Origin of the sequence: Chryseobacterium contaminans, from assembly GCF_001684955.1 — a bacterium.
Classification (GTDB): domain Bacteria; phylum Bacteroidota; class Bacteroidia; order Flavobacteriales; family Weeksellaceae; genus Chryseobacterium; species Chryseobacterium contaminans.
Genome location: NZ_MAYF01000007.1, coordinates 1 through 14,101, shown reverse-complemented (window position 1 = coordinate 14,101; position 14,101 = coordinate 1). Strand labels below are relative to the sequence as shown.

7 protein-coding genes are annotated in these 14,101 nt (G+C 36.9%); 2 read left to right on the top strand and 5 right to left on the bottom strand.

All coding sequences use genetic code 11. The features are described from left to right. Window positions 1-462: PLP-dependent transferase (locus BBH99_RS01245; RefSeq protein WP_185111016.1), on the bottom strand; the 462-nt coding region annotated here is incomplete at its 3' end. Window positions 463-619: 157 nt separating this feature from the next. Between BBH99_RS01245 and BBH99_RS01240 the strand changes: the two genes are divergently transcribed. Beyond that, window positions 620-1,078 (top strand): Lrp/AsnC family transcriptional regulator, encoded by a 459-nt coding sequence (locus tag BBH99_RS01240; protein ID WP_066690878.1) that lies wholly within the window; start codon window positions 620-622, stop codon window positions 1,076-1,078. 72 nt (window positions 1,079-1,150) lie between these two features. Here the strand turns inward: BBH99_RS01240 and BBH99_RS01235 are convergent, their stop codons facing one another. The 4 genes from BBH99_RS01235 to BBH99_RS01220 form a co-directional block, all read right to left on the bottom strand. Further along, complete coding sequence (locus BBH99_RS01235; protein WP_066690876.1) at window positions 1,151-2,182, bottom strand: bestrophin family protein; 1,032 nt, start codon at window positions 2,180-2,182, stop codon at window positions 1,151-1,153. A 205-nt stretch (window positions 2,183-2,387) separates the two neighbouring features. Beyond that, a complete protein-coding gene (locus tag BBH99_RS01230) occupies window positions 2,388-4,460 on the bottom strand; it encodes an alpha-ketoacid dehydrogenase subunit alpha/beta (RefSeq protein WP_066690874.1) in 2,073 nt (690 codons plus the stop codon). Window positions 4,461-4,536: 76 nt separating this feature from the next. Next, window positions 4,537-6,678 carry a S8 family peptidase gene (locus BBH99_RS01225; RefSeq protein ID WP_066690872.1) on the bottom strand — a complete coding sequence of 714 codons (2,142 nt, stop codon included), beginning with the start codon at window positions 6,676-6,678 and terminating at the stop codon, window positions 4,537-4,539. Between the two features lie 317 nt (window positions 6,679-6,995). Next, a complete protein-coding gene (locus BBH99_RS01220; protein WP_066690870.1) occupies window positions 6,996-9,125 on the bottom strand; it encodes a S8 family peptidase in 2,130 nt (709 codons plus the stop codon). Window positions 9,126-9,394: 269 nt separating this feature from the next. On the opposite strand from BBH99_RS01220, the gene dnaE reads away from it, so the two are divergent. Beyond that, window positions 9,395-14,062 (top strand): DNA polymerase III subunit alpha, encoded by a 4,668-nt coding sequence (dnaE, locus tag BBH99_RS01215; RefSeq protein ID WP_066690868.1) that lies wholly within the window; start codon window positions 9,395-9,397, stop codon window positions 14,060-14,062. The last annotated feature ends 39 nt before the right edge of the window (window positions 14,063-14,101 follow it).

Here is a 14,101-nt window from a genome sequence, read left to right as displayed (position 1 = left end):
TACACTTTCGCAGTAGATTACTTTTGTATTAGGTGTGATTGCGTTCTCAATAGATTCAAAATTATTGATATCTACAAAAGTAGTAGCTACATTAAATTGAGGTAAAAAGTTTTTGAGGAAGGCGTAAGTTCCTCCATAAATGGTTCTGCTGGAAATGATATGGTCACCGCTTTTGCATAGCTGCATCAAAACCGAAGTAATGGCTCCCATTCCGGATGCTGTAACGTTGGCAGACTCTGTATTTTCCATTTTTGCGAGAGCCTGTGCCAGATATAGATTCATGGGTGATGAATGTCTGGAGTACAGGTAGCATCCTTCTGCATTTCCTTCAAAGGTATCAAACATAGTTTTTGCAGAAAGGAAAGTATAGGTAGAGCTGTCAGAAATAGAAGGATTTACCCCTCCGAATTCGCCAAAATACTGAAGATCCTGGATCTCGTTGGCTGCGTTAAAGTTTTCCATAAGCATTGTTTTTATTTTATCGCCCTAATTTGCGCTATTTTCCTAATTATTACAACATAAAATTGAATTTATAGAATATAAAACTGGAAAATGTTGTTTATTTAGAAAATATAATTGCTATATTCGGAAATATTAAAATTCCACCAAAAATTTATCTATGGAACTTGATGATACTGATAAAAAACTACTGCTATTTTTGCAGGAAGACTGCAAGCAAACCACCAAAGAGCTATCCGGCAAGCTTGGATTATCGGTGACTGCTGTTTATGAAAGGATAAAGAAGTTGGAAAATGCAGGTGTTATTTCCAAATATGTGGCATTGCTTGACAGGAAAAAGGTGAAACGAGAATTTATTGTCTTGTGCCACGTGAAATTAACACAGCATAAGAAAGAATTTGTTCTGCAATTTGAAAAAGAGGTAATGAATCTTCAGGAAGTAACAGAATGTTTCCATGTAAGCGGAGATTACGATTATATCCTTAAAATAGGAGTAAGGGATATAGAAGATTACCGGAATTTTATGCTGACTAAGCTCACCACATTGCAGCATATTGCGAGTACACACAGTTCATTTATGATTTATGAAGTGAAAAATACGTCAGCAATTGCTTTGTAAAATGCAAAAATCCCAGAAAGTTAAATGACAGCTTCCTGGGATTTTTAGAATTATTGATTATTTATTTCATGATTACACAAGTACTCCGTTTTTAGAAGCAATAGGATCCGGTAACTCTGTTTCTCCCATCATTTGAAGAAGGTCAATTTCGATAGTTCTGCAGATGGAGAGCATCGGAACATCAAACATTAATCCGGCAAAAGGGTTTTCAGAGTAATCTCCTACCAATTCCATAATAATGTAAATCCATCCGATAATAATACAGAAAGGAATAGAAGTCCAGATTCCCCAGTCCCCCAATTTTGCAAATTCATTCACGAGTCCAAGAGGGAGTAGGGTGATGAACAGGATATTAAAGACAAATGCTGTACTGGCAAACTGCCTTGGAGAAGGGAACTTTTTAATTCTTTCTGCTTGCCCCTGAAAACCATAAAATTCATTCAGACAGGTTTGTAGCTGTGTCTGATTAAAATCTGTGATGGCATGCATATTTTTTAACTCATTGATATCTTTAGCCTGTTGTGAGATCAGGTAGGTAGCAAAGTTTTTATATTCATTTTTTAATTCATATTCTTCTTCCGAAAGATATTTATGTAAGAAAATAGGGGCTCTGCCATAATCTGGAAAGCCTGCTTTGATCAATCTGTTTCTTCTTAGATTGATATTCCCGAATTTATCATTTTCACTGCTGATATGTTCCCATTCTGTAGGGACTAAAAGCTGCTCACGGAAAGTGTATAACCAAGCAATGTGACGGTTGATGATCTTTTTCTTGCGGTCTTCAAGGTCAAAAACGCCTATTTCTTCATTTTTGGTATCGAAAGCCTGTACCATAGAAGCAAACGAACGGCTGGAGTTCACAATCCCGCCCCATATTTTCCTGGCTTCCCAAAGTCGGTCATAAGCCTGGTTGTTTTTGAAACCTACTAAGAAGGCTTCTGCAGTACCAATAAGCGCTACCGGAACCCATGGGATAGTCATCCAATGCCAGTTGAAAAAATAAAACAGGATCGCAATCAGAGTACACCAGATAGAGATTAAGATAAGATGGACACCGGATAAATTAAGAACCTGTTTATAATTGACGTATTTGGTTGTGATCATAAAGATGAATGTGTTTTGCGTGTACAGACAAAATAAGTACCAAACTTTTTGAGAGTTTAGGAGGGAATGCCTGTTATCAATTTAATTTTCAGTTTTTGTTTGGTATAATGTTCTCGGATTGAGTTTGGTAATCCTAAAATAAAAATAGTGAAAAAAAGCATAAAAAAACCTCTAAATAATTTTAGAGGTATCATTTTATATTGATTTAATATTGTAGCATTTCTTCGATCTTCCTGGAAAGTTTCTCCGCATTTGGAAGCATCTCCTTTTCTAAAACCAGGTTAATAGGAACGGCAGGTACATCTAAAGCTCCCATAGTTTCTACCGGGGCATCCAGATATTTAAAACAGTTCTTAGAAATTCTATGTGCGAATGCTTCTGCAAAGGAATTATTGAGCTGTTCTTCCGTAAGCACGATACATTTTCCATGAGCTTTTACTCTTTCAAATACTAGCTCTTCATCCAGCGGAATCAAAGTTCTTAAATCTATTACTTCAACTCTTCCGTTAAAGTTCTTAGCAGCTTCTTTGGCCCAATAAACTCCCATTCCATAGGTTACAACCAGTAAGGTTCTTCCTTTTTCCGTTTCATTCTGATCTGCTTCTATGATGATTTTTCCTTTTCCGAATGGTAAAATATAATCTTCCGCAGGCTCAATTGTTTTAGCATCTTCAGTTCCCGGAACTTTGCTCCAGTATAAGCCTTTATGCTCTAACATAACTACCGGGTTCGGATCGTAGTAAGCTGCTTTTAATAATCCCTTAAAATCTGCAGCGTTACTTGGATATGCTATCTTGATTCCTTTAATATTAGCCAGAATACTTTCAACGCTTCCACTGTGATAAGGTCCACCACCGCCATAAGCTCCGATAGGAACACGGATAATATTGCTTACAGGGAATTTCCCGCCACTTAAATAGCTTGATTTTGAGATTTCTGTAATTAATTGGTTAATTCCCGGGTAGATGTAGTCTGCAAACTGAACTTCAACAATTGGCTTAAGGCCTACAGCGCTCATTCCGGTGGTAGAACCAATAATATAGGCTTCCTGAATGGCTGTGTTGAAAACTCTTTTGCTTCCGAACTTCTTTCCAAGGGTTACTGTTTCACGGAAAACACCGCCGATTCTTTCACCCACGTCCTGGCCATAAAGAAGCGCTTCAGGATGCTTCCACATCAGTTCCTGTATGGCGTGGATGGCAGCGTCTACCATTACTATCTTTTCACCGTTGGCAGGCTCGCGGGTTCCTGTTTCCTCTGTAATTGGAGTAGGTGCAAATACGTGCTGCATTACGGTTTCAGGCTTTGGATCTTCAGCGTTTTTAGCTTTTTCAAAAGCTTCTTCGGCTTCAAGGCGGGCCTTTTTTGTGATTTGTTTTAAAAGGTCTTCATCAACACCTGTTTCCAGTAAATGTTTTCTAAGGATTTCTCCTGGATCTTTTGCTCTATGTTTTGTTAAATCTTCTTCGTCTCTATAGAATTCTCTTCTTACTCCTGAAGTATGGTGACCGATCAATACTGTCTTTGCACATACAACCAAAGGTTTTCTCTCTGTTCTTACAAAATCTACAGCCTTTTTCATGGCTTCGAAGCTTTCTACAAAATCAGTTCCGTCAACCCTCATTCTGCTTAATCCTGTAAATCCTGATACGAAATCATAAGCATCACAGGTTCTTGCTTCTTCTTTGGTTACAGAAATCCCCCATTCATTATCCTGAACAAGGAAAATAATAGGAAGCTGATGCAATGCTGCAAACTGCAATGCTTCACTCACTTCACCTTCTGTTACCGAGTTATCACCAAGACTGCAAATAACCACAGGATTGTTTTCAAACTGTTGAAGATTGAAATCCTGGATGTATTTTATTCCCTGGGCAACACCGGTTGTAGGGATAGTCTGCATTCCTGTTGCCGAACTTTGGTGGATGATCTTTGGTTTATTTTCATCTCTGCTGGAAGGATGGGAGTAGTAGGATCTGCCTCCGGAAAAAGGATCATCAGCTTTAGCCAGTAATTGAAGCATCAATTGGTAAGGTTCAAACCCGATACCTAAAAGAATGCTTTCGTCTCTGTAATAAGGAGAGACCCAGTCTTCTTTTTTTAATTGGTAGGCGGTTGCTAATTGTATGGCTTCATGGCCTCTTGATGTACTATGAACATATTTACAGATGTTTCTGTTTTCTTCATAAATGTCAGCCATTGCTTTGGCAAGCATCATGTGATTGTATGCTTTAAGTAAAATATCCTGAGAAACTTTTTCGTGAAGTGTATTTTCCATAGGAAGCAAATATATATAAAAAAAACAAAATACTAACAGTTGTTAGTATTTTGCAAAAAAAATATAAATTCGTTGATTATTCCTTAATGATTTTTTTAGAAATAATGTCTTTTTCGGTTTTTACTTCAATGATGTAGATTCCTTTTGTATAAGCCGATAAATCAACTACTTCCTGATCACTATTGATGCTTCCGTAACGTAATTTTTTACCAGAAAGATCATAAATGGTGAAGGTTGATTTTTTAGGTGCTTTCAGGATGTTTATTAAGTCTTTTGTAACGGAAGGAACAACAGATAAACTGCTTAAAATTCCCGCTTTAGACTCTTTTGTTCCCAATACTTCAGTATATCCTGTTACTATAATAGAGTAATTCTGAGGGGCGGTAACTCCTGCATTATTTTTTAGGGTTCCTTTATGATTAACGATGATCTTGTAATTTCTTCCGGCAACCGGGGCATCTACAATTACCTGTTCAACATTGTCTACAGTGTTGTCTCCTTTTAACGCGGTCATAGGATTGTTGTAATCAAGTTTCCATGGAAGGTAAGTGGTATTATCTGTGGTGTCAATAATTCTTAAGTCCAAGTCATTAACTAATTTTGAAGTCCTGTTGTTGTGGACATTTCCCCATTGGCTTGTGTAATTGGTAAATTCCGGATCTACCCAGGATATTGTTACTTTTAATGGCTCACTTCCGGAAGCTTTAACTGTTTTAGTATTACTTGATTCATTATTTAAGGTTTCATCATTGAAAATAACTGTGTTATTAGATTTGCCAACAAGAATTTCAGCTCCTTTTTTAGCATTGATGAATCCCCAGCCAAAATGTGGATCAGGACCAGGATTACCTGCTTCTAAAGCAGAGTGGATCATTAATGTTTTTGCGGAAGCTGCATGAAGTTCTGCATTATTAAAGAGTTGTTTATTAATTTGTGTCCACAGACCAATAATACCTGTAACTACAGGAGCAGAATAGGAGGTTCCGTTACCTATTGTTAAACCCTGGCTTCCTGTTGAATTATTAGCCGAGCTGGCACTTGCTACGGATGTTCCTACAGCGCTGATATCAGGTTTTATACCGCCATCATCCCTAGGTCCTGCACTGCTGTAAGACGAATGGATGACATCAGTTGAGGCTGTGTATCTTCCGCCGTTGGCTGTAATTCTGTTAGTTGCTCCTACTACAATGATATTTTTAGCCAGAGATCCAATACCAATGCAATCATATCCTTGTGAACAGTTATTGGGAGGTAATGTGTCTGTTGCTGCAAATTCTACCAGATTTCCGTTATCGTTCTCATAATATTTTTTATAAGTACTGGTTTCGGTGCTTGGTCCTTCTCCATAGGAGTTTCCTGAAGATTTTACAATGATATATGAGGGATTATTGTAAACAATCTGGTCATAATCCCTGTCATTGTTATGATAAGTGCCCTGGGCATCGAAAGTAGTGTTTGGGCTGGCAAAAGCGCCATTCCAAATCCATGCCGGTTGATTATTGACTTTTCCTTCACTCCATCCATAATTACCACCATAAGAATGATTGGAAATTTTGGGTTGGGCTTTGATTATTTTTTGAAAAACAGTACTTGGACTTGTATCGCCAGGTAATGTTGTTTCCAAGAAAGCATAGGCATCTATAGTTGAGTTTGGAGCAATACCTTTAAAGTTTACAGTTCTGGTAGTGCCATCATTAAGGGTAACTGTATAAGGAAAATTTTTGGCACCAATAAAGCCTGAAACGGAAGTTGCATGATCTCCGTATATAAGAGTAGCTGCTTCTTTATTGCTTATTCTTCCGGTAGCATTATTAAAAAATACATGTCCGTCAAATACTCTTGCCGGAGTACCTGGGATGGAGCATCCATCAAAAATAGTAAATTTAATACCCTCTCCATTAAATGAACCTGTTAAACCACTAATAGTACCTCCTTGTAAGTAATCAGAGTTGGAATTCACAATCTGATCAGTATCATAAGCTTCATAAAAATAAGGCTTGTTACCAATAAAACCAGCTAAACTAATTCTTTGTTTTTCAATTTCTCTTAGAGTTTTAATATCTCTGTTTTGTCCATAACGCTTGGCTACGTAAGTGTCAAATTTTTTACTGTTTTCAATTCTCTGATTTTCAAATTTTCTTTCCAGAGCTTCATTGTTTTTTTGTGCACTTGCTAATGAAATCATCAAAGTGCTGATCGAAATAAAGATTTTCTTCATAATAATTGATAATTGTTTAAATGTTATTGTGTTTTTTCAAATATATGAATGTTGTATTTTATTTCCTTTTTTAATGTTTGTAATTTGTTTTTTTATATGTTTTATTGGTTTTTAGTTTGTTTTTAATTTAAAAAATTAAATTATTTTCAATTTTTATGGTTTTATTTTCGTACAAGTTGAGATAAGGAATAGTTAAATAGAGAAGATATCACTGTATTTCGAATGAAAAAATAAAGTTGAAATAAAGAGTTCAATCAAAAAAGAAAAAGGATACCGACATTTGTCAGTATCCTCCAGTATTTTATTTTGTGTTAAGATTATTCCTTAATCACTTTTTTAGTCACTACATCTTTGTCGGTTCTTACTTCAATAATGTAAATTCCTTTTGGATGAGAAGATAAATTAATTGCTTCTTTCTCACTGTTGATAGTACCGCTTTGTAATTTCTTACCAGACATATCATAAATAGTGAATGTTGACTTCTTAGGAGCGTTTAATATACTTGTTACATCTTTGGTAACAGAAGGGGCAACAGCAAGTTCTCTTAAAGCTTTAGCACCTTCTTTGGTTCCTAAAGATCCTGCAGTGTGTCCTGTAACAATAATTGAATAATTTTGAGGAGCTGTAGCGCTTGGTGTGGCGTTGTTCACCAGTGTTCCTTTGTGAAGAACTTCAATCTTGTAACTTCTTCCTGCTACAGGAGCTTCAATAACTACTTGCTCTACATTATCTACAGTGTTGTCTCCTTTAGTTGCTGGAGTCATAGGACTGGTTGCATTAAGCTTCCAAGGCATGTATACTGTATTAGTAGTGGTGTCAGTAATTCTTAAATCTAGATCGTTTACTAGCCTGGAATTTCGGTTATTATACGCAGATTCCCAACTGATAGTTTCAGGAAGCTTAAATTCTGGGTCAATCCAGGAAATTGTTACTTTAAGAGGTTCGTTTCCTGAAGCATTTACTATTTGAGTATTCGTACTTCCATTGTTTAGGGTCTCCTCATTAAAAATTACAGTATTATTAGATTTTCCAACTAAAAGCTCAGCTCCTTTTTTTGCGTTGATGAATCCCCATCCGAACCATGGATCTGGTCCCACATTTCCTGCTTCAGAAGCAGAGTGAATCATTAGTGTTTTTGCAGAAGCAGCTTTTAATTCTGCGTTTTGGAATAATTGCTTGTTGATCTGTGTCCATAGACCGATGATACCAGTCACTACTGGTGCAGAATACGAAGTTCCACTACCTACTGTTAAGCTGGCACTACCAGTTGTATTTTCTGCCGTTGAGGCACTACCAACGTCAGTTCCAACTGCTGCGATATCAGGTTTTATACCACCATCATCCCTAGGACCTGCACTACTGTAATCTGAATGAATAACATTTGCAGCGGTAACATATCTGCCATCATTAGCTGTGATTCTATCTGTAGCTGCTACTACGATTATATTTTTTGCTAATGATCCAGGTCCAATACAGTCAAAACCTTGGCTGCAGTTTTGTGCAGGAAGAGTATCTGTTGCTGTAAAGGCAACATTGGTATTGTTACTGCCTCTATAATATGATGTAGCAGTGCTTCCTGCAGCTGGCCCCATTCCAAAATAGTTACCTGATGATTTTACGATGATGTACGTTGGATTGTTATAAACAATGGCATCATAACTTTCATCATTGTCAAAATAAGTACCTTGTAAATCCATAGATGTATTTGGACTGGTGAATGTACCATTCCATACCCATGAATTAACTCCATTAACTGCTTTTACTGACCATCCTTGGTTAGTACCATAAGAGTGGTTGGAAATTTTTGGCTGAGCAATTAGTATTTTTTCAAATACAGTGCTAAGGGCTGTGTTACCCGGTAATACAGAATCACTGAATGCATAAGAATCTATTGTAGAATTTTTTGCAATTCCCTGGAAGTTTACGGTTCTGGATGTTCCGTCTGTGAAATTTAAAGTCTGAGTATGGGCTCTTGCTCCCATAAATCCGGAAACCGCAGTAGAATGAGCACTGTAGTTCATTGTAGTCGCTTCTTTATTCGTAACTCTTCCGGTCATGTTATCAAAAAAAGGGTGTGCAGCATATACTCTTCCACCATCAAAAAGTGTATATTTGATATTTTCTCCATTGAATGAACCAGTAAGTCCGGTAATTGTTCCATTTTGAAGAAAATCAGCGTTGGAATTTTTTATCTGATCCATATCTTCTACTTGGTTGAAGTATGGAATTCCGCTTGGAGTAAAGCCTGCTAAGTTATTTCTCTGTTGTTGAAGCTCTTTTAAAGCCTCTGAATTCTTGCTTGTTGCAGAAATTCTTCCAACATAAGATTCAAACTTAGCGCTGTTCTCTTTGTTTTTTCTTTCAAACTCTCTTTTTAATCCTTCATTGTTTTGCGCACTTAGCATTGAAATAGCCAAAGTACTGGCTAAAAGTAAATGTTTCTTCATAATGGTTAGTAAATATTAAAAATTGTAATGGCTCAAATATAGGGCAAAATATTTACAAAAGGTTATTTAGAATGAATAAATATTATTTTTTTGTAAGTTTTAATTAATGTTTTGTATGTTTTTGAATTATACTCGTTTGATTTGTTAATTGTTTTGTGTTTTTGTTTTTTTAAAATTTGCATAGTACAGGTGTTGGGACTTTAAAGTCAGTAAATTGGAAAAAATGAAGTAACTTTACATTCTCTTTTTATTAAAAGTTAGAAAATTATATGTATTTAATTTTTGACACAGAAACAACCGGGTTACCAAAAAATTTCAATGCTCCGCTTTCAGATTCAGAAAACTGGCCAAGAATGGTACAGATTGCTTGGCAGGTACATGATGATGATGGTAATTTAATTGAAAACCAGGATTATATAATAAAGCCTGAAGGGTATGATATTCCCTTTAATGCAGCTAGAATTCATGGGATTACAACAAAAATCGCGAATGAAGAAGGGCGTGATCTACAGGAAGTTTTAGAAGAGTTTTCTAAGGTTCTTGAAAAAATAAGAGTAGTTTCCGGACATAATGTTGAATTTGATTACAATATCGTAGGAGCAGAATTTTATAGAAAAAATATAAAAGATAATCTTCAGGAGAAACCTAAAGCAGATACAATGATTCTGGGAACCGATTTCTGCCAGTTAGGCGGAGGTCGAGGTGGCCGCTTTAAGCCTCCAAAACTTGAAGAGCTTTATGAAAAATTGTACGGAAGTAAGTTTGATGAAGCCCATAATGCTGCTGCCGACGTAAATGCTACAGCCAGAGCGTTCTTCGAAATGGTAAGAATTGGTGTTGTACCTGCTGAAACCTTAAAGATTTCTGAAGATCAGTTAGCTTATTTCAAGAGTCTTTATCCTGATCCTATAAAGCCTTTCAATATTGTTATCAGAAGGCAGGTTGCGGATTTTCATAATAAAAAGAAACAACAGGATTTCGGAAGTATTGATGAAATTGATTTAGGTAAATATTTCAATTTTGATAATCATAGTGTTTTCTCAACACTTACAGCTACTTCAAGCATTAATGACCTGATTAAAAAAGCTTCCGATGAAAATTTCCCGGCTGTCGGAATGGTAGACCTTGGAAATATGATGGGGGCTTTTAAGTTCGTTTCAGCAGTAGAAGGAGCTAATGGAGACAGGGCAAAAAAGCATAAAGAATATTTGGCCAGAAAACAGGAGGCAGAAGAAAATGGAACTGAGTTTAATGAGGCAGAACCTGTTTCTACACCACTGATTCCAGTTGTTGGCTGTGAGTTTTATATTTCAGATCGTTATGAGCAAAAGCAGTTTACCAAAGATGATCCGGATAGGAGAACCCAGGTAGTGCTTTTGGCAAAAGATTTTAACGGATATAAGAACTTAGCAAAACTCTCAAGTATCGGTTTCTTAAAGGGATTCTATTTTGGAGTTCCAAGGATTAGCCGTGAATTGATCGCTGAATATAAAGAAGGAGTAATCGCTTTAACTTCCGGGATTCATGGAGATATTCCTGATGCTATTTTAAATACAGGTGAACAAAAAGGGGAGGAACTTTTCAAATGGTGGAGCGATACTTTTGGGGATGATTTCTATGTTCAGCTTCAAAATCATAAACTTCCTGAAGAAGAGCACTTAAATGAGGTTCTTTTATATCTGGCAGATAAATATAATGTTAAAATTCTGGCTCAGAATGAGACTTTTTATACCAATAAAGATGATGCCAATATTCAGGATATTGTAAGCTGTATCAAAGATGGAGAAAAGCTTACAACACCTATTGGAAAAGGATTTGGGAAAAGGAGAGGACTTGCCACTGGAGAGTACTATATAAAAAACTCCGATGAGCTAAAAGAAGCTTTCCTTGCGTATCCTGACGCCTTTGAAGCATATGAAGAATTTTTTGCAAAGTTTAAACCTTATACTTTAAAAAGAGACGTTCTCCTTCCAAAGTTTGATATTCCTGAAGAATTTATCCATGCAGAAGATGAGGTAGACGGAGGGAAAAGAGGAGAGATGGCCTATTTGACGCATCTTACTTATGAAGGGGCGAAAAGAAGATATGGTGATGATGGCATTACTGCCGACGTTAAAGAGCGCCTGGATTTCGAATTGGAAGTAATTGCCAACACCGGTTATCCGGGATACTTCCTTATTGTACAGGATTTCTGTAATGAAGCCCGTAAAATGGGAGTTTGGGTTGGTCCGGGAAGGGGTTCCGCTGCAGGATCTGCAGTAGCTTACTGTATCGGAATTACCAATGTTGACCCTATTAAATATGATCTCCTTTTTGAGAGATTCTTAAATCCTGAGAGGGTTTCGATGCCCGATATTGATATCGACTTTGATGATGAAGGTAGAGACCGGGTTATCAAATGGGTAATTGAAAAATACGGACAGAGTCAGGTAGCACAGATTATTACCTATTCGGTGCTTGGAGGAAAATCTGCAATTAAAGATGCCGGAAGAGTATTAGATGTTCCCATTCCTGATACAAATAATATTGCTAAGCTTATCCCTTCTACACCGGGGATGAACATTGCAAAAGCATTAGCAAAATATGATAAATTAAAACCGGAAGAACAAATGCTCGTTGATGAAATGAGATATGTTCTGGAAAGCCCTGATGATTCACGTCATGGAGTGCTGGCAAGCGCTAAAAAGATGGAAGGATGCATCAGGAATACCGGAATCCATGCCTGTGGTGTAATTATTACTCCGGAGGATGTGAGTAACCTTGTGCCGGTAACCATTGCTGCCAAAGATGCCGACATTCTGGTATCTCAATTTGATAACTCGGTAGCAGAAAGTGCCGGGCTTCTGAAAATGGACTTTCTTGGGCTTAGGACGCTGACGATCATTAAAGATGCTCTAAAGCTTGTAAAGGCAAGACATGGAGTAGACATTGATCCCGATCTTATTCCGTTGGACGATGCTAAAACCTATCAGTTATTTAAAGAAGGTAGAACAGTTGGGATCTTCCAGTATGAAAGTCCCGGGATGCAAAAATACATGAGAGAGCTTAAACCTACGGTTTTTGCCGATCTTATTGCCATGAACGCACTGTACCGTCCTGGTCCTATTAAATACATTCCAAACTTTATTAACAGGAAGCATGGTATTGAAGAAATTGTTTACGATTTACCCGAAACAGAAGAATATTTAAAGGAAACTTACGGAATTACCGTTTACCAGGAACAGGTAATGCTTCTTTCTCAGAAATTGGCCAACTTTACAAAAGGGGAGGCTGACACCCTGAGAAAAGCGATGGGTAAGAAACAGATTGATGTTCTGAACAAAATGTACCCTAAATTCATTGAAGGAGGTAGAAAAAACAACCTTAATGAAGAAAGACTTGAGAAAATCTGGAATGACTGGAAAGCCTTTGCGGAATATGCCTTCAACAAATCGCACTCCACCTGCTATGCTTTTATTGCTTATCAAACGGCTTATTTAAAAGCCAATTATCCGGCTGAATATATGGCAAGTGTGATGAGTAATAACATTAACAATACGGATTCAATTACCATGTTCATGGAGGATTGTAAAAGTATGGGAGTAGATGTTTTGGGACCTGATGTAAATGAATCTCAGTACAAATTCTCTGTAAACGAAAAAGGTCAGATCCGTTTTGGTCTGGGAGCCATCAAAGGAATCGGAGAAGGGCCAAGTGAGGCAATTACAAGGGAAAGAGAGAACGGAAGGTTTAAAAATATCTATGACTTTTTTGAAAGAATATTACCTTCCCAAATGAATAAAAGAGTTGCAGAAAGTTTAGTGGTTGCCGGAGCCTTTGATGAACTTGATACCTTCCACAGAGGTCAGTATTTTGACATTGATATGGCTGGAAAAACCAATCTTGAGCGTCTGATCAGATATGGGCAAAGCTTCCAGGAAAGTAAAAACGAGATGGAACATTCACTTTTTGCTGATTTTGCAGATGAGGTTCAGATTGAGCAACCCAAACTGGCTCCTTGCCCTGAATGGCCAAACATGCATAAACTTAATAAGGAAAAGGAAACCATAGGATTCTACCTTTCTGCCCATCCATTGGATGAATTTAAATATCAGTTCCAGTTTATGCAGGGAAAACTTTCTAAGAAGTCGGTTCTGGAAAAAGAGGAAGAAGGAAAAGCTGCTACAGATGAAGCTCCTGTTTTGGAGCAGGATACGCCAGATGAAACAACTGATCTTATTGAAATTATTTCAGATGAATTATCTGTGGGAGATGAAGAAGTCATAGAGGAAGTAACTAAAAAGGCAGAACCTAAAGGAAATTTTCTATTCTTAAATCTTGATGAAGTAGATGCTTATAAAGAACAGGCTTTTGCTAATAAGCAGGACGAATTGTTTGAAGAAAAAAAGAAAGACTGGAAGACCCTTCAGAAAGAAAGAGAAAATGGTGGCGGCGGAAAAGAGTATACTGTAGCCGGTCTTATTACAGAATACAGAGTGCAGGACGGTTTCAGAAGTGGTGAAAAAGTAGCTTTTGTGACATTGGAAGACTATTCCGGTTCTTATTCTTTCAGACTGGGAGACAGAGATTACATGAGGTTGAAGGAGAAGCTTGAAGTACAAAGGTTTGTTATTTTTAAAATAAAATTTGCTCAGGTTAAAGATGGAAGAGTTTTTGTAAATGTAAATGATGTGATTGAGCTTCAGGAAGCATTTGAAAGATTTGCAAAAAGTATCTCTCTGGTTATGGATGTTATGGATGTGAGACGCGAGGATCTGGATTTTTTCAGGAATGTACTAGATAGAAATAAAGGTAATCAGAAACTGAAGTTCTTTATCAAAAATATTGATGATGATTCCCATATTGAAGTACAGTCTATGAAACATTCTGTAGATCTGAATGGAGATCTTATCAAGGAAATACAATTACTGAATAAATATGAGTTCTATCTGAACTAAAAAGATATAATATATGAATTTGAAAAGTGGCTTTTGGCC